This is a genomic window from Candidatus Endoriftia persephonae, from assembly GCF_023733635.1.
Lineage (GTDB): Bacteria > Pseudomonadota > Gammaproteobacteria > Chromatiales > Chromatiaceae > Endoriftia > Endoriftia persephonae.
Genome location: NZ_CP090569.1, coordinates 37,362 through 64,272 on the forward strand (window position 1 = coordinate 37,362; position 26,911 = coordinate 64,272).

Below are 26,911 nucleotides of genomic sequence, written 5' to 3' on the forward strand. Positions count from 1 at the left end.
TATTCATGCAGGGCTGTGCCATTCAATGCGGCAGGACATTTCTGGGGCAATTGTGCCGATCGGTTGGGCTCAGATTACAGGCAGCAGGCTGGCGGCCGCTAAGAAATGAGACCCTGCGCAAGAATTCCATTCCGGTTCGTTGGTACCTGCAGGGCGTTACTTATATTGGCCTGGATAATTTGCTAGCGTACGGGCGGATTTTAAGGAAGTATTCAGGCACGGAATCGGTCCACCTATTTGAAGAACGCGATTAAATATGGATAAAAACGTCGTTTGGCACCACGCCACTGTCACCCGCGAGAGGCGGGAGAAAATGAATCGTCACAAGGCGAAATTGCTCTGGTTTACCGGCCTGTCGGGATCGGGTAAGTCGACCCTGGCGCATGCGCTGGAGGAGGAGTTGCATCAGCGTGGTTGTCACACCTACGTGTTTGATGGCGACAATGTGCGCCACGGGCTCTGCCGAGATCTGGGTTTCAGTATTGAAGACCGCACCGAGAACATTCGCCGCATCGGTGAGATGGCGAAGCTGTTTGTCGATGCTGGGGTGATCGCGCTGACAGCCTTCATCTCGCCGATCCGCGAAGATCGTGAGCGCGCCCGTGGCCTGTTTCCCCATGGCGACTTCATCGAGGTCTATGTCAAGTGCTCGCTGGAGAAGTGCGAGAGCCGTGACGTAAAGGGGCTCTATCAGAAGGCTCGTGCCGGTGAGATCCCGGAATTTACCGGTATCTCCTCTCCCTACGAGGCGCCGGTGAAACCCGAGATCACCGTCGATACCGAGATCGACACCCTAGAGGATTGTATTGCACAGATTCTCAGCGTGCTGGAAGAGCGTGGTGTCATCCCCAACTACGTGGTGGGCGACTGAGAGGGTGTACTGAAGGCTCCCCGGCGGGGGAGTCAGGGCCTGATTTCGTCAAAACTGCAGACCTGCCGGTATGCTGCGGCTGGACCGGGAGCATCACTCTCCCGCACCAGCCAGACGGCGTCGACGTCGGCTCCCGTGCCGTGGTGATCTGCTGCGGTTCTCCACCCTGTTCGCTATAGATGGCTCATGATGATCTCACGCTCAGCAGGCGCATCTCACACTCAAACATAAACTCGAAGGCCTCGACGTGACGGATCGCCTCGTCGATCGATTCGCCCCATGTATAGAAACCATGGCCCTGGATCAGGAAGCCGACCAGGTCGGGGTTTGCATCGATGTAGCGATCGACCCGGTTGGCGAGCCGCGCAATATCCTGGTCATTGGCGAAGATCGGTACCCGGACCTGACAATCGTGGCTGTCGATCCCTGCAAATGTCTTTAGTAGCTCATAATCCTGTAGCGAGAGATGGGTCTGATGCAGCCGCGACAACAGTGTCGCGTTGACCGTGTGAGGGTGCAGCACCGCGTTTATCTCCGGCAGGCGGTGGTAGAGCAGAATATGCAGTAGGCTCTCGTCGGAGGGGCGCTGCAGCTCGTCGGTGTTGCCATCGGCGTCGGTGTGCAGGATATCCTCTAGATCGAGTCGGCCCTTGTGGCGGCCGGAGGCAGTGATCGCAAGGCTGCCGTCGTCGAGGCGGGCAGAGAAGTTGCCGCTGGTAGCGGGTACCCAACCGCGCTGGTGGAAGAGGTGGCCGATCTCAATCAACTCACGGGCAATGGTTTCAAAGTCTGATGGCATGACTGCACTCCTGATAGAGCATCGATTGTAGTTTAGACAGACTTGCATGGTGGTGATAGCGCTGGGGCCTGGTGGTGTCGGGGTGGGTGAACTAACATGCGGCAGGGAACATTTGGGAGTTGCGGCATGTATCGGATCATTATCATTTTATCGCTGGCAGGTTTGCTGCTGGCCGGCTGCAAGACGCTGTCTGAGCGTGAGCAGGCCAAGCACCTAGAGGATACCCTGCTGAAGTATGAGGCGGTGATCCGTTGGAACGCTGGTGTGGGGGCCCAGCGCTTCCTGGCGGCAGAGCAGCAGCAGACAGCCAATAAACCGCTGCGCAAGGATTTGCGTGTAACCAGCTATGAAACGGTGCAGGGGCCATCGATGCTGGACGAGGCGACGGCGGGGCTGACAGTGGTGATCCAGTATATCTTTGAGACCGAGCAGGTAGTACACGAACTGGTGGACCAGCAGCTCTGGAAATATGATGCTGAGACCAAAACCTGGCATCTGCAGAGCCCGATCCCCGAGTTCAAATAGGCTATGCAATCTCCAGCCGGTTTTTCGTCTGCTTCACGCTTCTTTATAGTCAGCGCATCGATCGTGCTGCTCGTGGCTGGGATGAAGGCGGCCACCGAGCTGCTGGTGCCGTTTCTGCTGGCTCTGTTTGTCGCGGTGATCGCCGCGACACCGCTATTCATGCTGCGTCAGCGAGGTCTGCCGGGCTGGTTGGCGATGCTGCTGGTGATCGCATTGATCATCGGCATCGGTGCGCTGCTGGCCTGGCTGGTCGGCGGTGCGGTCAACGACTTCTCCAGCAACCTGCCGAAATACCAGGCGAGCCTGGCACAGCAGACCAGCGGTTTTAGCGCCTGGTTAACAGCTCAGGGGGTGCAGGTGGATCCGGCTACCTTCAGCACTTATCTCGATCCCGGCAAGGCGATGGGAATGGCCGCCAAGCTGCTGAGTGCGCTGGGTGGAGTGTTGACCCAGGCTGTGTTCATCCTGATCACAGTGATCTTTATCCTGGTGGAGGCCGCCGGTTTTCGAGAGAAGCTCCGCAGTGTGCTGCAGCGGCCCGAGTCGGCCCTCGAACATATAGACACTATCACCGATAACATCAAGCGTTACATGATGATTAAGACTACCACCAGTCTGCTCACCGGTGCCTTGGTGTCGCTTTGGCTGATGTTCCTGGGGGTGGATTACCCGATACTCTGGGGTACAGTTGCTTTTCTCTTCAACTATGTGCCAAACATTGGTTCGATCATCGCTGCGGTGCCCGCGGTGCTGTTGGCACTGGTACAGCTGGGCCCGATGGATGCCCTGTGGGTGATGCTCGGCTATCTGCTGATCAATAACCTGGTGGGTAATGTCATTGAACCCCGTTTCATGGGCAAGGGGTTGGGGCTGTCGCCGCTGGTGGTGTTTGTCTCGTTGGTTTTCTGGGGCTGGGTGCTGGGGCCGGTGGGTATGTTTCTCTCGGTGCCACTTACCATGGTGTTGAAGATTGTGCTGGCCAGCCGCCTTGAGACCCAGCTGGCGGCGGAGCTGTTAGGCTCCTAGCCAAACAGCGCCTCGGCCGCCGCGAGGCGCTCTTTGGCATCGTCGAGGATCTGGATGCTCAACTCCGGGGTCAGCTCGCTAAGGCCGAGTTTGTAGAAGGCGGGGATCTGGTCCAGGCTGGGAAGAGTAAGAAAATAGTCAGTACCGATGTAGCTGTGCAGCTGGGCGACCACCACCAGGTCGGTGTAATCGGCGTCCTCAGCGCCATCTCTGAGCCAGGCTTCCGCCCCTGTGGGGACCTGCACCATGTCGTCGATAAACCCCCAGCGCTGCAGGATCCTGCTGCCGATCTGCCCGCGCATCTCGCTGCGCACCTGCTTGAGCCGAGCGGCGTCATTGGCAACATTGGGGAAGCGTTCGGCATAGTTGAGGATTGCCACCTCGCCGATGTCATGGATCAGTCCGGCCAGTAGCGCCTGCTCCCTGTCAAAGCCCTTGATAAAATCCGTCAGGACAAAACAGATTGCAGCGACTTTGGTGCTGTGCTGCCAGAGCGCCTCCATCTGCTGTTTGATTTGCGGCGAGCGGGCCTGGAACAGCTCCCGCAGAGCGAAACTCAGAACCAGTTGGTAGGTGGTGTTATTGCCGAGTCGCACTACCGCTGCAAGGCAGGAGTCGACTGGCGCCATCACGCGGTAGAGAGCGCTGTTGGCAACCCGGATCAGCTTGGCCGTGATAGCAGGGTCGGACTCGATGATACGCGCCAGTTTCTCTGCTGCGACCCACTCCGACGCCATGGCGCGGCCGATGCGTGCCGCCACATCGGGTAGACTGGGCAACACTAGCTGGTCTGCTTCCAGATCGCGCAGCAGGGTCTGCGAGAGATCGTTTTCGGTCTCCGCTGGAATATGGTGTTGCCCGCTGGGGAAGAGAATCTCGGGCTCCGCCTGCTGCAGCTGGTCGAGGATCAGGTCGTTCAACAGCTGATTGTCGAGCATAAAATACTCCACATCTTCGGCTGCGGTGACGTCGTACTGACGGGGAGTCAGGTGGGCGATCGGTCTGCTGGCCTGGGTCGAACCGGCTTCAACGCTAGTGTGGCGGTCATCTGCCGAGTGCAGATTCACTCTGCCCTTGAGCAGATAGAGGCTGAAGGGTTCCGATGCCCCAAGCTTGAGCAGCCGCTTGCCCTCGCTAGCGGTATAGATGGCGAGTGAGTTGCTCAATAGCTCATGCTGTTGCGGGGTAAGCTCCGAGAGTGGATTGAAGCGTTTAAGCTGCTCGGGAGTGGGGTGTCTGCCGGTATTTTTGAACATGCAAAAAGTGTAGCCGTTCTACATAAAAGATCGATAGCGTGGTGATTCTCTTGGTGTTAGCCGGTCCTGGCTCAACATCCGCACTTGGGCGCGCGGGCCTGATGCAACTGCAGGGTCCCGACCAGCCGGTCAACGCTAGTCAGATCGTGGCGCTGCAAATAGTCGGCGATGCCCTGGTTGATCTTTTTGCAGATGTGCGGATCGTAGAACAGCGCGGTGCCGATGCCGATGGCGCTGGCTCCGGCGATCAGGAACTCGATGGCGTCCTCCGCGCAATTGATGCCGCCCTGGCCGATGATCGGGATGTTGTGGTCACGGCAGACCTGGTGCACCTGATGCACCTTGAGCAGTGCCACTGGCTTGATCGCTGGGCCGGAGAGGCCACCCTGATTGTTGCCGATGATCGGCGTGCGGCTCTCGATATCGATGGCCATCCCCATCAGAGTGTTGATCACCGAGAAGGCATCGCTGCCGGCCTCGATGCAGCCCTTGGCGTTGGCGGCGATATCGGTCTGGTTGGGTGACAGCTTGGTGATCAGCGGCTTGTTGGTGGCCTTGCGGCAGGCCTCCACCACCCGCGCCGACATCGCCGGGTCGTTGCCGAAGGCGACACCGCCCTCCTTTACGTTGGGGCAGGAGATGTTGATCTCGATGGCGTCGATGGGGGAGTCGTCGAAGCGCCGAGTCACCTCGTAGTACTCCTCTACCGATGAACCGGAGACATTGGCGATAAATCGGGTCTCGTCGAAATCGAGCTGTGGCAGGATCTCACCCACCACCTTGTTGACCCCGGGGTTCTGCAGGCCGATGGCGTTGAGCATGCCGCCGGGGGTCTCATAGATGCGGTGCGGCGGGTTGCCGAGGCGCGGTTCCAGGGTGGTGCCCTTGAGGCAGACCGCGCCGGTGTCCCGGTTGCTAAAGCCCTCCACCCGTGTGTACTCTTCGCCGAATCCGACGCAACCGGAGAGCAGCACGATCGGCGTGTTGAACGGCATGCCGCAGAACTCGATGTTGAGGGGAGAAGGGGTTTGCGTCGTCATGGTGTTTTGTGTCGTCTGCTTGTGGAGGAGATTGAGGTGTTTCATGTAGTGCTGTATGAGCCGGAAATCCCGCCCAACACGGGCAACATCATACGCCTCTGCGCCAACACTGGCAGCAGTTTACACTTGATTCAGCCGCTCGGTTTCGAGCTGGACGACAAGCGGCTACGCCGTGCCGGCCTCGACTACCATGAGTGGGCCGAGCTGCGCGAGCACGCTTCGCTGTCGGCCTTCCTCGACTCGGTGCAGCCGCCGCGTCTCTTTGCCTGCACCACCCGCGCCCGGCGCAACTATGCTGAGGCGGCGTTCGAGGCGGGAGATGCGCTGCTGTTCGGCCCGGAGACCCGCGGTCTGCCCCAGGCGCTGCTCGATTCGCTGCCGGAACAGCAGCAGTTGCGCATCCCGATGCGGCCGGAGGTGCGCAGCCTGAACCTCTCCAATGCGGTGGCCCTGATCCTCTACGAAGCGTGGCGTCAGCAGGGGTTTACCGGGGGCGGATAGGGTCCGCTCCGGCGGGCCAGCCGCGTTTGGTGGCCAGCGCCTCACGATAGATCGCCTCGGTCTTTTCTGCCAGGCGACGGGTGGAGAACTCTGAGAGCACCCAGTCGCGGGCACCCTGCTTCAGCCGTTGCAGCAGATTAGGATCGTCGATGCAGCGGGTTACCCGCTCCGCCAGCAGCGCCTCATCCCCTAGCGGCACCACATAGCCCGCCTGGTCGTCGGGGATCACATAGCTGTTGTCGGAGACATCGGTGGCGACCACCGGCACGCCGCAGGCCATCGACTCCAGCGCCACGTTGGGGGTGCCTTCGTAGAGGGAGGGCAGCACTGTGATGTCGCAGACGTTGTAGAGCATCTCCACATCGTCGCGGTTGCCGACAAAGTGGCAGTATTCGCGCACTCCGAGCTGATCCACCAGCTCGCTCACCTCCTGCTTGTAGTCGGAGGAGCCGTGCAGGCCGTGGGCCAGCTGGTCGCCGATCAGGATGAAGCGGGTATCCGGGTGGCTCTCGAGGATGCGTGCCACCGCCTTGAAGAAGAGCGGGTGGTTCTTCTGCCGTTTGTAGCTGCCGAACATGCCAACGTAGAAGGTGTCGGGGTTTAACCCTAACTCCTCGCGGAGCGCCGAGGCATCTAGCGGTGCGAAGCGCTCGGCGTCGACACCATTATGCACCACCCGGTACTTCTCTTCTGGCTGGTTGAGGGTCTTGCGGTTGAATTTGGCACCGGCGTGGGAGTTGGCGATGCAGAGGTCGAGCATATAATGGGTCAGTGTGTAGGCGGCCCGCTGGACTTTTTTCAGGCTGTAGTTGGTGTTGCGCTCGGAGCCGACGATCAGCGGGGTGTCGGCGAGTCTGCCGGCCAGGCGCACCGCGATCTCCGCGTCGAACAGGTAGCCGTGCACGATGTCGGCTCTCAGTTGCTCCAGTAGCTGTGAGAGTTTCCAGGCGACCTTAAGGTCGAAGCGGGACTTTTTGTGGATGATGTGTAGACGCTGCTCGCGCTGTTTGATGGTGTCGGCCAGTGGCACATAGTCCGACAGCGAGACCAGATGGACATCGAAGGCGTTGCTATCCATGTTGTTGATTAGCTCAACAATCTGGCGCTGTGCGCCGCCATACTCCAGGTTGCTGATTACCAGGACGACGACGATGCGGTTGTTTGTGTCGCTCATATCGCTTTAGCCTGGGTTCAGATGTTGTTCTCGCGGCACCACTGTTCGAACCAGAGCAGCGGCCAGATGCGGTCGGCCAGGTTGCGCTGTTTCTTCTGGTGGGCATCGATCAGGCGGCGGATTTCGTTCTGATCGAAAAATTTAGACGAGCGGCTCTCGGGTGCGAGCAACAGCTCGCGGGTGAAGTCGTAATATTTGCCGCGCAGCCAGTGTTTCAGGGGCATGCCAAAGCCCTTCTTGCCGCGATTCACGATGTCGTCCGGTACCTTGTCCTTGAGCATCCGCTTGAGCAGATACTTCTGCACCCCGTCGCGGATCTTCACGCTGGTGGGCAGGGTGTTGGCGAACTCCACCAGGCGGTGGTCGAGAAACGGCACCCGCACCTCCAGGCTGTTGAGCATCGAGTTGCGGTCGACCTTCACCAGAATATCTTCCGAGAGGTAGGTCTCCTGGTCGGTGGCCATGCGTAGCGCCTGCTCGTCGAGGCCAGGATATTGGAAGTGGGGTTCGAAAAACCAGGCCCCTGGGTCGACATGGGAGCGGTGTTTGCGCAGGAACAGCGCACGCCGCTCGGCCGGTTCCAGATGCCCGACCTTGCGCTGGAAACGTTCGGCGCCGCTCACCGACATGCGGCTCAGCCAGCCCTTGCCCTGCACATGGTTGCCGAGCATGCCAGCGGCGGGCCCTAGCACGCCGCGCCGGACTGCGTTAGGGAGGCGGTCCATCTGCTGCTCGTGGGACTCCCAACGATAGCGCTCGTAGCCGCCGAACAGTTCATCGCCGGCGTCGCCCGAGAGGCAGACCTTCAGGTGTTTGCTTGCCTCCCGGGTGACAAAGTAGGTGGGCAGCGAGGAGGCGTCGGCGAAGGGTTCGTCGAAGTGGGCTACCAGTTTGGGAAACATTAACAGGCTAATTTTGTCGACGATCAGCTCATGGTGGTTGGTCTGGTATTTTTCGGCGACGATGCGGGCGAAGCCCGACTCGTCGAAATCCTCTTCCGAGAAGCCGATGGAGAAGGTCTCAAGGGGCTTATCGAGCTGCTGGCTGGCGAGCGCCACGATCAGACTGGAGTCGATGCCGCCGCTGAGGAAGGCGCCGACCGGCACGTCACTGCGCAGGCGGATGCGGATCGAGTCGTCGAGTAGCGCCTCCAGCTCAGCCTGATAGTCGTCATCGCTTCTGGGTGTGGTGTCGGGTGCGAAGTGCGGTGTCCAGTAGCGGATGGTGCTGATCTCGCCGCGCTCCCAGATCAGGAAGTGGGCCGGCGGCAGCTTGTGGATATTCTGGTAGATGGTACGCGGTGCCGGCACATAGCCGTAGGCGAGGAAGTCGTCGAGGGCATCCAGATTGATCTCGGTCTTCACGTCTGGATTGCGCAGCAGCGCCTTGAGTTCGCTGCCGAAGGCGAAGACGCCGTTCTGGCTGGTGTAGTAGAGCGGCTTCTCGCCGAGCCGGTCGCGGGCGATGAACAGGCGCTGGCGGTTTTTGTCCCAGATGGCGAAGGCGAACATGCCATTGAGCGCCTCTAGGCAGTCGATGCCGCGCTCCTCATAGAGGTGCACGATCACCTCGGTGTCGGAGTGGGTCTTGAACTGGTGGCCGTTCTTCAGCAGCTGTTCGCGGATCTCCTTGTAGTTGTAAATCTCGCCGTTGAAGACGATGGCGATGCTGCGATCCTCGTTGAAGATCGGCTGGTCGCCGCCCTCCAGGTCGATGATGCTGAGGCGGCGGTGACCAAGACCGATGTTGCCCTCGACAAACAGCCCTTCACCATCCGGCCCGCGGTGGATTAGGCTGTCGTTCATCTCCTGTAGAATAGGGCGCTCGATGGGGCGCTCGACAGAGTCGTGGCAGATGCCGCAGATTCCACACATGTATAAATCGTCCCTTATTTTTCTGGATGGCAGGGCGCCCGGTGGTTGACCGGTTGACCGCGCCGGTTATACCGCATCCGCTGGTTATCGGCAATGCGGGGAGAAAAGGATAAGACCTGGTCCATACTACCTGGATTCCCAGGGGGGGTAAGCGCCGGGAATTCTGCTCAGGTGGGAGCCTCTGGATGAAGCGGCTGCAAGACGCTTGTTGATGATTCGCGTGGAGGCTTCTTAGTTCGATTCTGCTTTTTGTTGCCGCTCGAGCAGATTGTGCACCGCCCTGCGCGGGTCGAGTTGCCGATAGATGACTTGGTAGACCTGCTCGGCGATCGGCATCTCCACGCCGCTGCGCTGGGCCAGTAGGAATACCTCCTGTGCGGTCTGAATCCCCTCCACCTCCTGACCGATCTCTGCACGCGCCTGCTCGACGCTCAAACCCTTGGCTAGCGCCAGCCCCATGCGGCGGTTGCGTGACTGATTGTCGCTGCAGGTCAGGGCCAGATCGCCAAGCCCGGCCAGCCCCATGAATGTGTCCGGTTTGCCGCCGAGGGCGATGCCGAGGCGCATGATCTCGGCCAGGCCGCGGGTGATCAGTGCGGCGCGGGTGTTGGCGCCAAACCCCAGGCCGTCGGCGATGCCGGCAGCGATGGCGATGACGTTTTTGCTGGCGCCGCCGACCTGTACGCCAATCATGTCGTCGCTGGTGTAGGCGCGGAACCAGGGGGCGTGCAGGTAGGCCGCAAGCCGTTCGGCGTGGGCTGGGTTGGAGGCGGCTACGGTGATCGCGGTGGGTAGGCCGCGGGCCACTTCTCCGGCGAAGGTGGGGCCGGAGAGCACTGCCAGATCGTGTTCGGGGAGTATCTCTGCCGCTACCTGGGAGAGCAGTTTTTGGCTGCCGGGCTGGAAGCCTTTGGTGGCCCAGGAGATGCCGGTGGCCGGGTCGAGCAGCGGTTTGATCTGGTTGAGCACGGCACTGAAGGCGTGGCTCGGTACCACCAGCAGCACCTCGTCGGCCCCATCCAGCGACTGCGCCAGATCGGTGGTGGGCTGGAGGTTGTCGGGAAACTCTATGCCGGGCAGAAACTGCTGGTTCTGGCGCTCCCGTGCGAGTTGTTCGATATCTGCTGGGAGATGCCCCCAGAGGGGCACATCAAAGCCGTTTTGCGCAAGCAGAATCGCCAGCGCGCTCCCCCAGGAGCCGGCGCCAAGTACGGCGATCTTGTTGCGCGCCTGGTTCACTGAAGCTCAGTGGGTGGCTTCGCCGCCTGCTTCTGCCATCTTCTGCTGGTGCTGGGCGTAGAGCGCGTCGAAGTTGATCGGTTGCAGCACCATCTGTGGGAAGCTGCCCTTGGTGACCAGGTCGGAGATCGCCTCGCGCACGTAGGGGAAGAGCAGGTTGGGGCAGTAGGAGCCCATCAGCGGGCCCATCTCCTGATCCGGAAAGCCGCCGATGCTGAAGATGCCGGCCTGTTGCACCTCGGCCAGATAGGCAGTCTGCTCACCCAGCTTGGTGGTGACGGTGACAGTCAGCACCACCTCGTGGATCCTATCCGTGAGGGTGTTGACCTCACTGTTTATGTTGATGTTGGTCTCCGGCTTCCACTCCTGCTGGAAGATTGCCGGGGAGTTTGGGGTCTCAAAAGAGGTGTCTTTGAGGTAGACGCGTTGCAGGGAGAGCTCGCGCTGTGGCTGCTGGTTTGCTTCCTGGTCTGTCATGGGAACTGCTCCTGGTTACTTTAAGTTGTGTTACTTGCGCGTGATCGGCAGATTGGCGCTTTGCCAGGCAAGGATGCCACCGCGCAGGTTGTAGACCTGTTCATAGCCCTGTTTGCGCAGGATCTGGCAGGCGCTGGCGGACTGGGCGCCGGAGCGGCAGCCGATGATGATCGGGCGCTGCTTGTGTTTTTCGAGGGTGGCGAGCTGGTTGCTGAAGCCATTCATCGGGATGTTGAGAGAGTTGATGATATGGCCCTTGTGAAAGTCAGCGGCGGGACGCACGTCGAGTACCAGCGCGTCCTGCCGGTTGATCATCTCGGTGGCGGCAACCGGATCGACGCTGCCCTTGTCGCCCTGCAGCAGGTTGTGTACCAGCAGGCCGCTGACGAGCAGAAAGGGGAGTACCAGCATCCAGTGGTTGGTGACGAACTCGATGAGTTGATCCATTCAAAGCCTCAGAAAGAAAACGCTTGGAAAAAGTGACGGCAGTGTATAACAGGAGTCGCTCCCGGTTAAGTCGCACCGGGAGGATTATTGAGATGGGTTTCGATCAAGTTGGGATCCAGAAACCCCTTAGCTGCTGTGGGTGCAGAAAACTTCCCGCATCATGCCGATCAGCCGCAACGTGCGGAAGTCACTGACCCGGTAGTAGACCCGGTTGGCGTCCTTGCGCGAGGCGAGAATGCCTTTGTCGCGCAGGATCGCTAAGTGCTGGGAGATGTTGCTCTGCGAGGTGCCGACCTGGTCGACGATCTCCTGCACGCTGACCTCTTGGTCCCCGAGGGTGCAGAGGATCTTTAGCCGCAGTGGATGGGACATGGCCTTGAGTGAGCGCGAGGCCCGATCGACATCGTCATCAGTGGCGAACAGAGTGTCGACAGCATCGGTATCGGCTTCCAACACGGGTTTGCTCGGTTTACCAAATTTCTGTTGCATCGAGTTACGCCTTAATTATTGTCTAATACAATAATACGCTGTTTATGTTGGGCTTGAGAAGCCCCAGATTTTCTGCTGGATCTTGCCGATTCCACGCTTTGATGGAGTTCCCCTCTCTATTGGCGTGTTGTATGCCGCCTAAATAAGTGCCTTAATAACGAATTTTCTGTAGCACGGGTGATCAGCGCCCGGGAAGCAAAACGAGGTTAAACGCCGCTCATGACGGACAAGCTAAAACCCGTCGTTCTCCTCATCCTGGATGGCTGGGGATATCGGGAAGCGACTGAAGCCAATGCCATAAACTCGGCAAAGACACCGGTTTGGGACAGGCTCTGGAAAGAGTATCCCCACACCCTGATACGCACCTCTGGTGCGGCGGTTGGCCTGCCCGGCGGGCAGATGGGTAACTCGGAGGTCGGGCACCTCAACTTGGGTGCCGGGCGGGTCGTCTATCAAGAGTTTACCCGAGTAGGGCGCTCCATCCGGACCGGCTCCTTTTTCAACAATCAGACGTTGACCAGCGCTGTGGATGCTGCCGTCGAAAAGGGCAAGGCAGTGCATATCCTCGGCCTGCTCTCGCCGGGCGGGGTGCACAGCCACGAGGCGCACATTCACGCGATGGCCCGGTTGGCGGTGGAGCGGGGCGCGACACGCACCTACGTACACGCCTTTCTGGATGGCCGGGATACCCCGCCGAAGAGCGCGAATGCCTCGATTCGGGCGATGAATGACTGTTTCGATGAGCTGGGACATGGCTCGATCGCCAGTATCATTGGTCGCTACTATGCGATGGACCGGGATCACCGCTGGGATCGCATCGAGGCCGCCTATGATCTGCTGACCCGCGGTGAGGGGATCCACCAGGCGGAGAGCGCCTGCCGAGCGCTGCGGGATGCCTATGCGCGGGAGGAAACCGATGAGTTTGTCGAGGCGACGGCGATCGTGCCGCCGGGAGGCACCCCGGTAAAGATCGAAGATGGCGATGTGGTGATCTTCGTCAACTACCGTTCCGACCGGGCGCGTCAGCTGACACAGGCCTTTATCGATGATGATTTCGACGGTTTCGAACGCAAAAGCCGGCCGAAGATCCACTCCTTTGTCAGCCTCACCCAATACAACAAGAAGTTCGATATTCCGGTGGCCTTCCCGCCGGAGCGCCTGAACAATGTCTTCGGCGAATATATGGCGCGCCTAGGTATGCGCCAGCTGCGCCTCGCTGAGACCGAAAAATATGCCCATGTCACCTTCTTTTTCAACGGTGGGCGGGAGGAGCCGTTCGAGGGAGAGGATCGTATCCTGGTGCCCTCGCCGCAGGTGGCGACCTACGACCTGTGTCCGGAGATGAGCGCCGAGGAGGTGACCGACCACCTGGTGGAGGCGATCGAAGGCGGCAAATACGACGCCATCATCTGCAACTATGCCAATACTGACATGGTCGGGCACACCGGCAAGATGGAGGCCGCGGTGCAGGCGATTGAAACCATTGACCACTGCCTGGGACGAGTGCAGAAAGCCCTGCACCGGGCTGGTGGCGAGATGCTGATCACCGCCGACCACGGCAATGCAGAGCAGATGGAGGATTTCGACCACCACCAGCCGCATACTGCCCACACCACCAATCCGGTGCCGCTGGTCTATGTCGGACGTGAGGCGGAGCTGGAAGAGAGCGGCGCGCTCTGTGACATCGCGCCAACCATGCTGAAGTTGATGGCGGTGGAGCAGCCGACGGAGATGAATGGGCATCCCCTGGTGCGGTTTGAAGCCGAGTAGTGGGGATGAGACCGGAGCTGGCGCGCTTGGCTTGGTTGCTGCTAGTCGGATTGGGGCTGGCCTGCGGCATGCCACTGTCGGCTGCACAGCCCGACTATCAGGAAAAAACCGAGGAGCTGCAGCTGATCAAATCGCGCATCAAAGAGCTGCAGTCGAAACTGGAGCAGACTAAGGGCCGACAGCAGCAGCAGAACATCGCCCTGCGCGAGACCGATCAGCACATCGGTGCCCTGGCGCGTCGGGTCAGAGTCATCGAGGTTGGCCTGAAACGTCAGCAGCGGCGGATGGGCAAGCTGGAGCGCCAACGCGCCGATGCCCGCCTGCAGCTCGACAAACACCGCCAGAGCGTGGAGCGACAGATCCGCTCTGCCTACGCCATGGGACGCCAGGAGAAGATCAAGATCCTCCTGAGTCAGCAGGATCCAGCCGTGGTCAGTCGGGTGATGGTGTATTACGATTATCTCAATGCCGCGCGCCTTAAACAGATGGCAGAGATCCACGAGGTGCTGCAACGGCTCAATCTGATTGAGCAGGAGATCGTCCAGGAGGAGCAGCGGCTGCAGCAGTTGCAGGCCAAAGCAAACACGGAACAACAACGGCTTGAACTGGCGAAACGGGACCGCGAGCAGCTCATTGCCTCTCTCAACAGACAGCTCGCCAGCAAGGGGGTGGAGCTGTCGCAACTGCAGGAGGATGAAACTCAGCTCAGCTCGCTGCTCTCCAGCCTGCAGCAGGCACTGGCGGACATTCCGGTCGATCCGATGCAGCAGAAACCCTTTAGCGTCCGCAAAGGCAAACTGCAGTGGCCGTCGCGCGGACGACTCACGGCAGGTTTCGGTTCGCCGCGGAATGTGGGTGAGCTGCAGTGGGATGGGGTGGTGATTGCCGCCCCGGAAGGGGGCGAGGTGAAGGCGGTACATCGTGGCCGGGTCGCCTTCGCCGACTGGATGCGTGGTTTTGGCCTGCTGCTGATTCTCGACCACGGCGACGGTTATATGAGCCTCTATGGCTATAATCAGAGCCTGTTTAAAGAAACCGGGGAATGGGTCGAGCCGGGTGAGGTAGTGGCCCTGGTTGGCAGTAGTGGTGGCCGTCCCAGCCCTGGCGTTTATTTCGCCATCCGCCACAATGGACGCGCAGTCAATCCGAAAAAATGGTGCCGGCGCAGTCGCGGCAACCGGGTTGGCTGGCTGGTCGAGCCGCCACAGACCCGGGTGGCAGATGAACATGGTATAGCGCCCCGCTCCGGCCGGGCCGATCAACTGAGAAGAGCAGCATGAAGTCAGCTAAGGTACGTAATTTCCTGGTGGGTCTGATGGCAATCAGCATGGGCCAGCTTTCTGCTGTTGCCGCTGCGCAGCAGCCGGAAAGGCCGACTGCCGAGCTGCCACTGCAAGAGCTACGCGCCTTTGCCGAGATCTTCGGCCGGATCAAGGCTAACTACGTTGAGCCGGTGGACGACAAGACGCTACTGGAGTACGCGATCCGCGGCATGCTCTCCGGTCTCGATCCCCACTCTAGCTATCTGAACGCGGATGAGTACAAGGAGCTGCAGGTCGGCACCACCGGCCAGTTCGGCGGCCTGGGCATCGAGGTTGGCATGGAGGATGGCTTCGTCAAGGTGGTCTCACCGATCGATGACACCCCAGCACAGCGTGCCGGGGTGCGCGCCGGCGATCTGATCGTGCGTCTCGACGAGACCCCGGTAAAGGGCATGAGCCTGAACGACGCAGTCAAGCTGATGCGTGGTAAGCCCGGTACCAAGATCATCCTGACCATTGTACGTGAAGGCCAGGAGCAGCCGCTCAAGATTGAGGTGGTGCGCGATATCATCAAGGTCACCAGTGTCAAGAGCCGGCTGCTGGAAGATGCCTTCGGCTATGTGCGGATCTCCCAGTTTCAGTCCCACACCACGGATGACCTGCTGAAGGCGATCGAGAAGATGAAGAGCAAGGTGGGCGGACCACTGAAAGGGCTGGTGCTCGATCTGCGCAACAACCCTGGTGGGGTGCTCAACGCGGCAGTCTCAGTGAGTGACGCGTTTCTCGAAGAGGGGCTGATCGTCTATACACAGGGTCGCATCAATGACTCGGCGCTGCGCTTTGAGGCGGCCCCGGACGATGTGCTCAACGGCGCACCGATCGTGGTGCTGGTCAACGCCGGTTCCGCCTCTGCCTCGGAGATTGTGGCCGGTGCGCTGCAGGATCACGACCGGGCGGTGATCATGGGGCGCGCCACCTTCGGCAAGGGCTCGGTGCAGACCATCATCCCGGTCAACAAGGTCTCCGCGGTCAAGCTCACCACTGCCCGCTACTTCACTCCATCCGGCCGTTCGATCCAGGCGGAGGGGATTAAGCCTGACATCGAGCTGCAGGATGTAGAGATTGCCAAGGTGAAGAACAATGGCGTTTCGCCACTCAAGGAGGCCGACCTCTCCGGTCATCTATCGAACGGCAATGGTGACGCCAAAGGGAAGAAGAAAAGGGCGGAGAAGCGTAATAAGGATGACCAGGAGGCGATTGCCGCGCTGCTGGCAAAGGACTATCAGCTCAACGAAGCGCTCAATCTGCTCAAAGGGTTGGCGATCTTCAATCGGCCCGATGCGGGTTGATCGATGTTGCTGAAAAAGCTGCCACGCACGCTCCTGAGCCTGCTCGCTCTGCTGCTGTGCAGCGCAGTGGTGGCGGCTGAGCCTGAGGTGCCTGCAGAAGATGATCCGCCGCTGGTTGCGCTGATCATCGATGACATGGGTAACCTGATGCAGCGTGGCGAGCGCGCCCTGGCGCTGCCCGGCAAGGTCACCTACTCTTTTCTGCCCCACACTCCCTACGCGCGTCAGCAGGCGGATCAGGCGTATCGCCTGGAGCGGGAGGTGATGCTGCACCTGCCGATGGAGTCGCTTGAGGCGCTGCCCCTTGGTGAGGGCGCCCTGCTCACTGGGATGACAAGCCAGGAGCAGGCGGAGGTGCTGGCTGCAGCAGTCTCCTCGGTGCCCCATCTGGCGGGCATCAACAACCACATGGGCAGCATGATGACCGCAGATGGCGTGGCGATGCAGCAATTCATGGCGTTGATCCGCGACACCGGGCTGTTCTTTCTCGACAGCCGCACCACCGACAAAACCCTCGCCGAACAGTCGGCTCAAGAGAATCTGGTTGCCACCGGCCGGCGGGATGTGTTTCTCGACAACCTGCGGCAGCCAGAGGCCATCCGTGCCCAGTTCAAGCGGCTGCTAGCGCTTGCCCGCAGCCAGGGCCACGCGATCGGCATCGCTCACCCCCATCCGGAGACCCTTGAGGTGCTGGAAGCGCTACTGCCTGAACTGGAGCAGCAGGGCATCCGACTGGTGCCAGTGTCACAACTTATCAACCAAGGGAGAAGCCAATGGCACGCGTCCTCGTCCCCCTCGCCCAAGGCTGTGAAGAGCTCGAAGCCGTCACCATCACAGATCTACTGACTCGCGCCGGTGTGGAAGTGGTGACGGCCGGTCTGGATGCAGAACCGGTGCTCGCCTCCCGCGGCCTGAAGATCATCCCCGACACCAGCCTCGACCAGGCGCTGGATCAGCGGTTCGACATGATCGTACTGCCCGGTGGCTTGCCGGGCGCCGACCACCTCAATAATGACCCGCGCATTCACTCCCTGCTGCAACGCTTGGCCGACGCCGGTGGCTACACTGCGGCGATCTGCGCCGCGCCCAAGGTGCTGGCCAGCGCTGGCCTACTGGATGGACGCGAGGCGACCGGCTATCCGGGAACTCTGGAGGCGCTGGGATTGACACAGGTGCGGCTGAGCGGCGAGGCGGTGGTGACCGACGGCAGGGTGATCACCTCGCGCGGGCCGGGTACCGCGATAGATTTCACTTTGGTGCTGATCGAACGGCTGGTGGGCAAGGAGACACGAGACAAGGTTGAGGCGGGGCTGGTGCGTTGATCTGCCGGATCAACTCTGCGGCGATGAGTTGAGATAGATCACCTCGGCGGAGTCGCTCTTCTTCGCTTGCTCCGGCTTGGGGCCATGTTCCGGCACCAGCTGGTGCAGCAGCTCCAGCAGCTTCGCCTCATCCATCGCCTCGCAGGCGGCGGTGATCTGCTCCAGAGTGGCGTTCAGTGCCATCCACTCGACCTGCCGGTGGCGCGCCAGCCGCACCTTCTCGTGGGCGGTGCCCTCCAGCTGCTCCTTCTCATGGAACAGCTCCTCATAGAGCTTCTCGCCGGGCCGTAGGCCGATGTACTCGATCTCGATATCCTCGCCGGGGGTTTTGCCGGAGAGGCGGATCATCTGCTCTGCCAGATAGCTGATCTTCACCGGCTCGCCCATGTCGAGGACAAAGATCTCACCGCCTTGCCCCAGCACCATGGTCTGCATGATCAGCTGGCAGGCCTCGGGGATGGTCATGAAGTAGCGCTCCATGCGCGGATCGGTGACGGTGAGCGGGCCGCCGCTGGCGATCTGCTGACGAAACAGCGGGATCACGCTACCGGCGGAGCCGAGCACGTTGCCAAAGCGCACCGTGATGAAGCGGGTCTGCGACTGTCGGTTCAGATTCTGACAGAAGATCTCCGCCGCGCGTTTGCTTGCCCCCATGATGTTGGCCGGGTTGACCGCCTTGTCGGTGGAGACCAGCACAAAGTCGGAGCAGCCGCAGCGGTGTGCCGCCAGCGCGACGTTTTGGGTACCGAGCACGTTGTTGCGCAGCGCCTGGCGGAGCTGTGGCTCGAGCATCGGCACATGCTTGTAGGCGGCGGCGTGGAACACCACTTGTGGGCGGTGCTGGTCGAAGGCGTGGTTGAGATAGGCGGCGTCGGTGACATCCCCCAGCTGGTAGGCAAGATTCAGTTGTGGGAAGTGCTGGCGCAGCTCCATCTCGATGGTGTAGAGGTTGAACTCACTGTTCTCGAACAGCACCAGCTGCGCCGGGCCGAGGGCGGCGAGCTGACGGCAGAGTTCGGAGCCGATCGAACCGCCGGCACCAGTGACCAGGATGCGTTTGCCAGCCAGCGCCTGACGGATCTCCGGCCAGTCGAGGGAGACCGGTTCGCGGCCGAGCAGATCCTCGATACTGACCTCGCGCAGCTGGTTGATCTGTACATTGCCCGACATTAGATCCTGCAGTTGCGGCACCGAGCGGAAGGGCACGCCGGCTTGTTCGCAATACTCCACCACCCGGCGCATTTGCTTGGAGGTGGCGGAGGGGATGGCGATCATGATCAGGTCGATCTCGTGCTCGCGGACCAGGCCGGGAATCTGCTGGCAGGCGCCAGCCACCGGGATGCCGTGGATCTCGCGCTTGTGGCGGCGACGGTTGTCATCGGCGAAGGCGATCGGCTGGAATGCCTCGCGGCGATTGCGCAGGATGTCGCGGGTGAGCATCTCACCGGCTTTGCCGGAGCCGACGATCAGCACTCGCTGACCGGCGGAGAGGTAGAGGTGATGATCCTTTAGCCAGCGGTAGAGTAGGCGCGGCCCGCTCAGCAGTATCACTAGCAGCAGCGCGTGGAGCAAAGGCACCGAGCGGGGGATGCCGACGCCGCGGGTGATCAGGAACAGGATCACCATAGCAATCGCGGTACCGATGACGATGGCTTTGAGGATGCGCAGCAGGTCGGGCAGTGAGGAGAAGCGCCAGATGCCCCGATAGAGCCCGAGGAAGAGGAAGGTGGCGGCCTGTACCGGCAGCAAGATCAGCAGCGCAAACAGCCCGGCCTGGAGATAGTCGTCGGGGATTGTCTCCAGATTGAAGCGCAGCCAGTAGGCACCCAGCCAGGCCAGCGGCACCATCAGCAGATCATGCAGAAAAGCGGTGCCAGTGGAGCGAAAGCGCGGCGGGATGAAATTGATCAGATGCGGCATGGCGCTTCCTGTGTGACTCTTCGCTCGGGTATCATCGGCGGCGGCCTCTACATGATGCGATGGCTCGCCTGGCTCAGCGGCTGATGATTCTGCCACAGACAGAGCCCCCGGTCGCTACAGCGCGCCCCAATTGGACGAGGGCGGCTGCCACAGTCTGGCTGCGATCACAGAGATATTATGCTGCTTCGACACACGCTGATCTATTTTTTTGCCAAATTCGGCCCGGGCCTGATCAATCTGCTGGCGCTGATCCTCTACACTCGGCTGCTGGATCCCCAGGCGTATGGTCGTTTTTCGGTAATCTTTTCGCTGGTCAGTTTCTTCAACATTTTCCTCTATTACTGGCTCAGGGTAAGCATCACCCGGCTGCGTCCACGCTACCCAGATCCGGCCCAGGGGTTGGGCCAAGCCATTCTCATCGGTTTTGTGACGGCGAGTCTGCTGGGGGTATTGCCCTTTGTCGGCGCGCTTGTCTGGTTCTCCGATGGGGGTTGGTTGGTGTTGCTGGCGCTGTTGCTGATGTGGTCGCTGGGTGGATTCGAGATGACCCTGGAGTTACTGCGCTCCGGTGCTCGACCAGCCCGTTTTGGGGTGACCAGCCTGGTCAAGTCGGTCGCTGCGCTGCTGATCTCGTTGGCGCTGATCGAGGCTGGTTATGATGGTGTGGTGGCCCTGTTAATGGGTTTGTTACTCGCTACCCTGTTGGGTAGTGTTATCAATCTTCGACTCTGGCGTGAAATGATCCGTCCAGGGCCGCACATCGCCAGCCGGCTACGTGAGCTGGGCCATTTTGGCTGGCCGCTGGCGGTTAACTTTGTGCTGCTGACGCTGGTCTCGGTGACCGACCGGATCATGCTCTCGGCGATCAGTGGTGACAGCGAGGCGGGCATCTACTCTGCCGCTGACAATCTGGTGCAGTACTCTCTGCCGCTACTCATGGTGGTGGTTAACCTGGCCGCCTATCCGCTGATCATGCAGGCATTTGAGAACCAGGGTGAGGAGGCCGCCAGGGCGCGTATCCGACACCATTTTCTGCTGTTGTTCGGGCTGGGGCTACCCAGCAGCGCAGGCATCATCGTGCTGGCAGAGGGGCTGGCAGCGGTGGTGTTGGGGCGCGATTTTTCCACAGCGGGGGCGGAGCTGATACCCTATATCGCCCTGTCGGCCTTTCTGTTAAGCATCAAAGCGGGCTATTTCGACCTCTCGTTCCAGCTACAGCGCAACACCCTGGGTCAAGTGTGGGCTGCGGGGGCGGCGGCAGCGGTGAATATCCTGCTGAATCTGCTGCTGATTCCGCAGATGGGAATGCAGGGGGCAGCTATCGCCAGTGTCGCAGCTGCACTGACCGCGGTGGTGATCAGCGCCTTGCTTGGACGCCGCCACTTCCGGCTGCCCTTCCCTCGACAGGATTTTATTAAAATAGCCGCTGCGACCCTGATGATGGGGGGGGTGCTGTGGATTATCGGCTTTGCGCCGGGGGTGGTTGGTCTGCTGCTGGGAGTGTTGTGCGGACTGGTGGTTTATGGGGTGATGCTGCTGCTGTTTAATCCGGGTAACCTCACCTATGAGTTGGCAAGACGCTGGCGCAGGGTAAAAAGTGATGCCTGACAGGCAGTCTGAAGGCAGAGTGAGCGGATGGCGATAGTCGATAAACATAAACTCCTGGAGCAAGTGGAGGCGCGCAGTGAACTCACTCTGGAGTTGGGCTGTGGCGCCCGCAAGCGCGATCCCAAGGCGATCGGCATTGATGCCCTCGATCACGAGGCGGTGGACATTGTCGGTGATGTGCTGGATGTGTTGCGGCAGCTTCCGGACGATGCCGTCGCCTCGGTCTCCTCCTACCACTTTGTCGAGCATGTGGAGGATATCGAGGGGCTGATGCGGGAGCTGGCCCGGGTGATCCGCCCCGGCGGTAAGCTGCTGTTTGTCGCGCCGCACTTTTCCAATCCCTACTACTACTCCGACTACACGCATCAGCGCCCCTTCGGTCTCTACAGCTTCTCCTATCTGGCGGAAGACCGGCTGTTCAGCCGTCGGGTGCACAACTACCAGCAGCTCAATGCGTTTGAGATCCAGGCGGTGAAGCTGATCTTCAAATCCCCACGCCCCTTCTATGTGCGTTATGGCCTGAAGCGTATCTGGCAGCTGTTGTTCAACCTCAATACCTACCTGATGGAGTTCTACGAGGAGAACCTCTGCTACCTGTTTCCCTGCTATGAGGTGCGCTATCAGCTGGTAAAGAAGGGTGGGGACAGCCCGGCATGAAGGTGCTTTTGTTGAGCCGTTACGGCCGCATGGGAGCCAGCAGCCGTATCCGCTCCTACCAGTATCTACCCTATCTGCAGGGCCAGGGCATTGAGGTGGAGGTCGCGCCGCTATTTGGTGATGACTACCTGAAACAGAAGTACCAGGGGCAGGTCAGTGCGGCAGGGGTGTTCAGATGCTATCTTCATCGGCTGCAGCTGCTGCTGCGGGCCAGAGAGTTCGACGTGCTGTGGATCGAAAAGGAGCTCTTCCCCTGGCTGCCGGCGCTGGCCGAACAGCTGCTATCGCTGTTCAAGGTCCCCTATGTGGTGGACTATGATGACGCTATCTTCCACCGCTACGATCTGCACCGCCGCAAGCTGATCCGCCAACTGTTGGGAAACAAACTCGACCAGGTCATGCGTGGTGCCAGTTTGGTGATCGCCGGCAACAGTTATCTGGCGGAACGGGCTGAGAGCGCTGGCGCATGCTGGGTGGAGATTCTGCCCACGGTGATCGATCTGGCGCGTTATGAGGCTAGGCCTGCCGTGGAAAGAGAGGCGTTTGTCATCGGTTGGATCGGCTCACCGATCAACACCCCCTACCTCAAGCTGATCGAACCGGCGTTGACTGAGATCTGTCGTGACCATCAGGCCCGACTGCTGCTGGTGGGGGCCGATTCCATTGAGATGAAGGGGGTGCCGATCGAACATCGCAGCTGGTCAGAGGCGGATGAGGTGGTCAATATTCTCGACTTCGATGTCGGCATCATGCCGCTGCCCGATACCCCTTGGTCGCGGGGCAAGTGCGGCTACAAACTAATCCAGTACATGGCCTGTGGCCGCCCGGTGGTGGGTTCGCGGGTTGGCGCCAACATCGATGTCGTGGAGCAGGGCGTAAACGGCTTTCTGGCTGATTCGATGGATGAGTGGATCGACGTTTTGAGCCGCCTGCGCAACGACCGTCAGCTCAGGATCGAGCAGGGTGCGGCGGGCCGCCGGCGAGTTGAACAACACTACTGCACCGCGCTGACTGCGCCCAAACTGGCCGGCCTGTTTCAGCGACTGATCGAGTACTAATCAGCATGAACATCAAACAAGCCGTCCCCTGGTGGCTGAAGATCGTGATTAAAATCCTGCTCAGCCGACTGCCAGTGGCCTATCGTCTCTGGCACCGGCTGGGGATTTTTCAGCATGGCCGGATGGCGCCTCAAGAGTATGCGCTGAAGGTCTTCGAACGCCATCTCACCCAAGCCGGTATGGCGGACAGAGTGGCAGGTGCACGCGTGCTGGAGCTGGGGCCGGGTGATTCGATTGCAACGGCGCTGATCGTCGCAGCCTATGGGGGAGAGGCGGTGCTGGTCGATGTAGGAGCCTTTGCCGACGCCGACCCGCAGATCTATCGGGCGTTGGCGGAATATCTGGAGGCGCAGGGACTTAATCCACCCGATCTCTCTCAGGCCGGCTCGCTGGATGCGATCCTCTCTGCCTGTGGCGCTCGTTACCTGACCGAAGGGCTGAAGAGTCTGCATGAGATTGAGGCCGACAGCATTGACCTGATCTTCTCCCAGGCGGTGCTGGAGCATGTGCGGTTGGCCGAGTTCGACCCGACCCTGGCCGAGTTCCGGCGCATCTTGCGCCCCGGTGGACTCTGCTCGCATCAGGTTGACCTGAAGGATCATCTGGCCGCCAGCCTCAACAACCTGCGCTTCTCCAAGCGTTTGTGGGAGAGCGATTTTTTCGCCAGCTCCGGCTTCTACACCAACCGGATCCGCTACGGTGAGATGCTGAAACGCTTCGAAGCGGCGGGGTTTGCGGTCGAAGTGTGTGGGGAGGAGCGCTGGGATGCACTGCCCCTGGCGCGAACCAAGCTGAATCAAGCATTCCAGCAGATTCCGGACCAGCAGTTGCTGATCTCCAGCTTTGACGTATTGCTGCGGTCGCGGGGTTGAACGGGATGCCGGCAGTGAGAGAAATCCTCTATGTGGTCAACGATGCGGATTTTTTCCTCTCCCATCGCTTGCCGCTGGCCCGGACGATGGCGGATGCCGGCTGGCAGGTGCATGTGGCGACTCCGGAGAGTCCGGCGGTGGAGACGATCGTCCAACAGGGCATGCGGCACCATCCGATCCGCATGAGCCGTCGCGGCCTCAATCCACTTGGCGAGATCGCTGCGTTTCGCTCGCTGCTCGCCCTCTATCTCAGACTCAGCCCGGATCTGGTGCACCATGTGACGATCAAGCCGGTCTTCTATGGCGGTATCGCGGCGCGCCTGGCGCGACTGCCGGCGGTGGTCAATGCCCTTACCGGGCTCGGTTATCTCTACTCCCACCAGAGCCTGAAAGCTCGGCTGCTGCGCTTTGTTGTCGGGCGCGGCCTGAGGCTGGCCCTGGGGCACCGCAACAGCCGGGTCATCGTGCAGAATCCCGATGACGGCGAACAGCTAGAACGAGCTGGCATCGTTGCCCGCAACAGGCAGGTGCTGATCAAGGGCTCGGGGGTCGATATGCAGGCGTTTGCTCCCCGGCCCGAGCCGGACGGTAAGCCGCTGCTGATACTCGCCTCACGCATGCTTTGGTCAAAGGGGGTGGGGGAGTTTGTCGAGGCGGCCCGGCTGTTGAATCAGCGTGGCACCCAAGCGCGATTCGTTCTGGCTGGGGCATCCGACTCAGGTAATCCGGCGGCGATCCCGCAATCGCAGCTGGAGAGCTGGCACAGGGAGGGAGTGGTCGAGTGGTGGGGGCGGTGCACCGACATGCCTGGCGTGTTCGCCCAGGCTAACCTGGTCTGCCTTCCCTCCTGTTACGGTGAAGGGGTGCCGAAGGTGCTGATCGAGGCCGCCGCCTGCGGACGGGCGATCGTCACCACCGATATCCCCGGCTGCCGTGAGATCGTGCGTGATGGCGAGAATGGCTTGCTGGTACCGCCTGGGGAGAGTGAGGCACTGGCGGAGGCGCTGTTGCGCCTGATCGCTGACAGGGAGGTGCGCCTGGCGATGGGGCGGCGCGGGCGGGCGATCGCCGAGTCCGAATTCTCGCTGGAGGCGGTGGTGGCGTCGACAATGCAGCTCTATCGCGAACTATGCACTGGCTGATCCCTCTTCTGGTGTTTCTTGGCAGCCTGCAGCTGACTGGGCTGATGCACCGCTACGCCCTGCGCCGCGGTCTGATGGACATCCCCAACGCACGCAGCTCACATCTGGTGCCGACCCCGCGGGGTGGAGGGCTGGCATTTGTCTCTAGCCTCATGCTGGCAGTGCTCGGTAGCTACCTGATGGGTGGATGGGCGTCACTCGGCGGCAGAGAGCTGGCCCTGGCGCTATGGGGCGGCGGTCTGCTGATCGCCCTGCTGGGGTTTTGGGACGATCACGGCCATATCCCGGCCCGCTGGCGTCTCGCCGGCCATTTGTTGGTGGCCGGCGGGGCGCTTGTCCTGTTGGGGGTGCCCGGATCGCTCGGGCTACCGGAGTGGCTGGCCTACCCGCTATTTTTGATCGGCATCGTATGGCTGCTGAACCTGTTCAACTTTATGGACGGGATCGACGGCATTGCCGGCAGTGAGGCGCTCAGCGTCACCGGTGGCGCGATGCTGCTGATCGGCTGGCTCGGTATGGATTCAGTGCTGAGCGACTGGCTCGGGGTTGCAGCAGCGGCGACGGCTGGATTCCTGCTCTGGAACTGGCCGCCGGCAAAAATCTTCATGGGGGACGTAGGCAGCGGCTTTCTCGGCTATCTGCTGGCGATCTTCGCCCTGCAGAGCGCCAACATCGGGCTGCTGCCGATCTGGAGCTGGTTGATCCTGCTCGGCGTCTTCATCGTGGATGCCACCCTGACGTTGGCACGGCGATTTTTGGCCGGCGAGGCCTGGTACAGCGCCCATCGCTCACACGCCTACCAGATCCTGTCACGGCGCTGGCGGAGTCACCGCCGGGCGACCCTGGGGGTGTTGGTGATCAACCTTGTCTGGCTGCTGCCGCTGGCGGCGCTGGCTGCCGCTCGACCGGCACTGGGGGTGGTGCTGACGCTGCTGGCCTATCTGCCGCTGATCCTACTGGGGCTGAAGATCGGGGCCGGGCGGCCTGAAAGTAACGGCTGAGCGTAAAGCCATTGGGGTGGCGGGCACGGCCCGCTCTATTTCTATTCGGGGTTGGTCCCTGGCATAGGGCGCCCCGTGGGCGCCAGCCATCGCTGGTGGCGGGCATGGCCCCGGCCCCTATGTCAGTACCGCCTGTAGTGCCGTGACAATCGTCTCCTGATCCTCTTCGCTCAGGTAGGGATGCATCGGTAGGCTGATCACCCGCTGTGAGAGCTTGAGGCTCTCCGGAGTCTCCTCTGGCTGGCCACAGTCGGCGAATACTGGCTGGGCATTGAGCGGCACCGGGTAGTGGATGGCGGTGGGGATCTCTAGCTCAGCCAGCTGCTTCTGCAACTGATCCCGGTCATCGACCTGGATGGTGTACTGGGCATAGACGCTTGTATTGCCCTCGGTCAGGTGCGGTGTGGTGACGCCGGGGCACTGTTCGTTGATCAGGCGCGTGTAACGCCCACCAATCTCGGCACGCAGCGCTACCTCCTTCTTGAACTGTTCGAACTTGGCCAGCAGCACCGCTGCCTGGATGCCGTCGAGCCGGCCGTTGATGCCGAGCCGTGGGTGGTGGTAGCGGCGGTCCTGACCGTGGTCGCGGATCTCCCGCAGGGTTGTTGCTAGCTCTGCATCGTCGGTGAAACAGGCACCGCCGTCGCCGTAGCAGCCGAGCGGCTTGGAGGGGAAGAAGCTGGTGCAGCCGATGTCGGAGAGGCCGCAGGACATGCGCCCCTTGTAGCTCGCGCCGAAGCTCTGCGCGCCGTCCTCGATCACCGCCAGGCCGTGGCGCGCTGCGATCTCGTTGATCACGTCCATATCGGCACACTGGCCGTAGAGGCTGACCGGCATGATGGCGCGGGTGTTGAGGGTGATTGCTGCCTCGATCAGGTTGGGATCGAGGTTGTAGGTCTGGGGGTCGATGTCGACAAACACCGGCACCGCACCGAGCAGGGCGATGGTCTCGCCGGTGGCGATGAAGGTGAAGGGGGTGGTGATCACTTCATCGCCGGGGCCGATGCCCAGCGCCATCATCGCCATCAGCAGTGCGTCGGTGCCGCTGGAGCAGCCGATGCAGTGCTCTACGCCGACATACTCCGCCAGGGTCGCCTCCAGCTCACGGACCTCCGGGCCCATGATGTACTGGCCGTGCTCCAGCAGGGTCTGAATGCGTTGGTTGACGTCTGCCTGAATCAGGCGATATTGGGCCTTGAGGTCGATGAACTGCATGGTCGTGTCCTACTCGC

At 61.0% G+C, this 26,911-nt stretch carries 26 protein-coding genes; 15 read left to right on the forward strand and 11 right to left on the reverse strand.

Annotated features, from left to right (window positions below; all coding sequences use genetic code 11):
* The first annotated feature begins 256 nt into the window (after positions 1-256).
* On the forward strand, positions 257-871 hold the full coding sequence (cysC, locus tag L0Y14_RS00155; RefSeq protein ID WP_006475142.1) for an adenylyl-sulfate kinase: 615 nt from the start codon (positions 257-259) through the stop codon (positions 869-871).
* Between the two features lie 184 nt (positions 872-1,055).
* Here cysC and L0Y14_RS00160 read toward each other — a convergent pair whose 3' ends face one another.
* Positions 1,056-1,670 carry a methylthioribulose 1-phosphate dehydratase gene (locus L0Y14_RS00160; protein WP_006475143.1) on the reverse strand — a complete coding sequence of 205 codons (615 nt, stop codon included), beginning with the start codon at positions 1,668-1,670 and terminating at the stop codon, positions 1,056-1,058.
* A gap of 126 nt (positions 1,671-1,796) precedes the next feature.
* On the opposite strand from L0Y14_RS00160, the gene L0Y14_RS00165 reads away from it, so the two are divergent.
* Positions 1,797-2,195, forward strand: a complete 399-nt coding sequence (locus tag L0Y14_RS00165) for a hypothetical protein (protein WP_006475144.1) — start codon at positions 1,797-1,799, stop codon at positions 2,193-2,195.
* Between the two features lie 3 nt (positions 2,196-2,198).
* On the forward strand, positions 2,199-3,221 hold the full coding sequence (locus L0Y14_RS00170; RefSeq protein ID WP_040819736.1) for an AI-2E family transporter: 1,023 nt from the start codon (positions 2,199-2,201) through the stop codon (positions 3,219-3,221).
* Here the strand turns inward: L0Y14_RS00170 and L0Y14_RS00175 are convergent.
* Together L0Y14_RS00175 and L0Y14_RS00180 are read right to left on the reverse strand one after the other, a co-directional pair.
* Positions 3,218-4,477 (reverse strand): HDOD domain-containing protein, encoded by a 1,260-nt coding sequence (locus L0Y14_RS00175; protein ID WP_005964277.1) that lies wholly within the window; start codon positions 4,475-4,477, stop codon positions 3,218-3,220. The two genes, L0Y14_RS00170 and L0Y14_RS00175, sit on opposite strands and share 4 nt — an antisense overlap.
* A 71-nt stretch (positions 4,478-4,548) precedes the next feature.
* Positions 4,549-5,517, reverse strand: coding sequence for a dihydroorotate dehydrogenase (locus tag L0Y14_RS00180; RefSeq protein ID WP_006475146.1), 969 nt, complete (start codon positions 5,515-5,517; stop codon positions 4,549-4,551).
* A gap of 36 nt (positions 5,518-5,553) precedes the next feature.
* On the opposite strand from L0Y14_RS00180, the gene trmL reads away from it, so the two are divergent.
* Positions 5,554-6,018, forward strand: a complete 465-nt coding sequence (trmL, locus tag L0Y14_RS00185; RefSeq protein WP_040819750.1) for a tRNA (uridine(34)/cytosine(34)/5-carboxymethylaminomethyluridine(34)-2'-O)-methyltransferase TrmL — start codon at positions 5,554-5,556, stop codon at positions 6,016-6,018.
* Here trmL and L0Y14_RS00190 read toward each other — a convergent pair.
* The 6 genes from L0Y14_RS00190 to L0Y14_RS00215 form a co-directional block, all read right to left on the reverse strand.
* Positions 6,002-7,192, reverse strand: coding sequence for a glycosyltransferase (locus L0Y14_RS00190; protein ID WP_005964268.1), 1,191 nt, complete (start codon positions 7,190-7,192; stop codon positions 6,002-6,004). The genes trmL and L0Y14_RS00190 overlap by 17 nt on opposite strands.
* Positions 7,193-7,209: 17 nt before the next feature.
* Entirely contained in the window at positions 7,210-9,066 is a 1,857-nt protein-coding gene (asnB, locus tag L0Y14_RS00195) for an asparagine synthase (glutamine-hydrolyzing) (protein ID WP_006475148.1), read from the reverse strand.
* Positions 9,067-9,297: 231 nt separating this feature from the next.
* Complete coding sequence (locus L0Y14_RS00200) at positions 9,298-10,305, reverse strand: NAD(P)H-dependent glycerol-3-phosphate dehydrogenase (RefSeq protein WP_005964257.1); 1,008 nt, start codon at positions 10,303-10,305, stop codon at positions 9,298-9,300.
* 6 nt (positions 10,306-10,311) lie between these two features.
* Entirely contained in the window at positions 10,312-10,782 is a 471-nt protein-coding gene (secB, locus tag L0Y14_RS00205; protein WP_005964255.1) for a protein-export chaperone SecB, read from the reverse strand.
* A 30-nt stretch (positions 10,783-10,812) separates the two neighbouring features.
* Complete coding sequence (locus tag L0Y14_RS00210) at positions 10,813-11,229, reverse strand: rhodanese-like domain-containing protein (RefSeq protein WP_005964253.1); 417 nt, start codon at positions 11,227-11,229, stop codon at positions 10,813-10,815.
* A 126-nt stretch (positions 11,230-11,355) separates the two neighbouring features.
* A complete protein-coding gene (locus tag L0Y14_RS00215) occupies positions 11,356-11,601 on the reverse strand; it encodes an ArsR/SmtB family transcription factor (RefSeq protein WP_232432860.1) in 246 nt (81 codons plus the stop codon).
* Positions 11,602-11,937: 336 nt separating this feature from the next.
* Between L0Y14_RS00215 and gpmI the strand changes: the two genes are divergently transcribed.
* Genes gpmI through L0Y14_RS00240 form a run of 5 tightly spaced genes read left to right on the forward strand, consistent with a single transcriptional unit; the run spans position 11,938 to position 17,421 of the window.
* A complete protein-coding gene (gene gpmI, locus L0Y14_RS00220; RefSeq protein WP_005964245.1) occupies positions 11,938-13,488 on the forward strand; it encodes a 2,3-bisphosphoglycerate-independent phosphoglycerate mutase in 1,551 nt (516 codons plus the stop codon).
* A 5-nt stretch (positions 13,489-13,493) separates the two neighbouring features.
* A complete protein-coding gene (locus L0Y14_RS00225) occupies positions 13,494-14,768 on the forward strand; it encodes a murein hydrolase activator EnvC family protein (RefSeq protein WP_006475149.1) in 1,275 nt (424 codons plus the stop codon).
* A complete protein-coding gene (locus tag L0Y14_RS00230; protein ID WP_005964242.1) occupies positions 14,765-16,099 on the forward strand; it encodes a S41 family peptidase in 1,335 nt (444 codons plus the stop codon). Before L0Y14_RS00225 ends, L0Y14_RS00230 begins: the two co-directional genes overlap by 4 nt.
* Before the next feature lie 3 nt (positions 16,100-16,102).
* Positions 16,103-16,945, forward strand: a complete 843-nt coding sequence (locus L0Y14_RS00235; protein ID WP_005964241.1) for a divergent polysaccharide deacetylase family protein — start codon at positions 16,103-16,105, stop codon at positions 16,943-16,945.
* Positions 16,873-17,421 carry a DJ-1 family glyoxalase III gene (locus L0Y14_RS00240; protein WP_039960330.1) on the forward strand — a complete coding sequence of 183 codons (549 nt, stop codon included), beginning with the start codon at positions 16,873-16,875 and terminating at the stop codon, positions 17,419-17,421. The genes L0Y14_RS00235 and L0Y14_RS00240 overlap by 73 nt, the downstream gene beginning before the upstream one ends.
* Before the next feature lie 9 nt (positions 17,422-17,430).
* Here L0Y14_RS00240 and L0Y14_RS00245 read toward each other — a convergent pair whose 3' ends face one another.
* Positions 17,431-19,341, reverse strand: coding sequence for a polysaccharide biosynthesis protein (locus L0Y14_RS00245; protein ID WP_006475150.1), 1,911 nt, complete (start codon positions 19,339-19,341; stop codon positions 17,431-17,433).
* A 177-nt stretch (positions 19,342-19,518) separates the two neighbouring features.
* Between L0Y14_RS00245 and L0Y14_RS00250 the strand changes: the two genes are divergently transcribed.
* From L0Y14_RS00250 to L0Y14_RS00275, 6 genes are read left to right on the forward strand one after another with little or no spacing between them, the layout of a single operon-like run.
* Positions 19,519-20,949, forward strand: coding sequence for a lipopolysaccharide biosynthesis protein (locus L0Y14_RS00250; RefSeq protein ID WP_251859234.1), 1,431 nt, complete (start codon positions 19,519-19,521; stop codon positions 20,947-20,949).
* Positions 20,950-20,976: 27 nt separating this feature from the next.
* Positions 20,977-21,606 (forward strand): class I SAM-dependent methyltransferase, encoded by a 630-nt coding sequence (locus tag L0Y14_RS00255; protein WP_005964228.1) that lies wholly within the window; start codon positions 20,977-20,979, stop codon positions 21,604-21,606.
* A complete protein-coding gene (locus tag L0Y14_RS00260; RefSeq protein ID WP_006475152.1) occupies positions 21,603-22,664 on the forward strand; it encodes a glycosyltransferase family 4 protein in 1,062 nt (353 codons plus the stop codon). Before L0Y14_RS00255 ends, L0Y14_RS00260 begins: the two co-directional genes overlap by 4 nt.
* Positions 22,665-22,669: 5 nt before the next feature.
* A complete protein-coding gene (locus L0Y14_RS00265) occupies positions 22,670-23,536 on the forward strand; it encodes a class I SAM-dependent methyltransferase (RefSeq protein ID WP_005966312.1) in 867 nt (288 codons plus the stop codon).
* Between the two features lie 5 nt (positions 23,537-23,541).
* Positions 23,542-24,678 carry a glycosyltransferase family 4 protein gene (locus L0Y14_RS00270; protein ID WP_006475153.1) on the forward strand — a complete coding sequence of 379 codons (1,137 nt, stop codon included), beginning with the start codon at positions 23,542-23,544 and terminating at the stop codon, positions 24,676-24,678.
* Positions 24,666-25,679, forward strand: coding sequence for an MraY family glycosyltransferase (locus L0Y14_RS00275; RefSeq protein ID WP_006475154.1), 1,014 nt, complete (start codon positions 24,666-24,668; stop codon positions 25,677-25,679). Before L0Y14_RS00270 ends, L0Y14_RS00275 begins: the two co-directional genes overlap by 13 nt.
* 117 nt (positions 25,680-25,796) lie before the next feature.
* On the opposite strand, the gene L0Y14_RS00280 is transcribed toward L0Y14_RS00275, so the two are convergent.
* On the reverse strand, positions 25,797-26,894 hold the full coding sequence (locus L0Y14_RS00280) for a DegT/DnrJ/EryC1/StrS family aminotransferase (RefSeq protein WP_006475155.1): 1,098 nt from the start codon (positions 26,892-26,894) through the stop codon (positions 25,797-25,799).
* Positions 26,895-26,911: the final 17 nt, after the last annotated feature.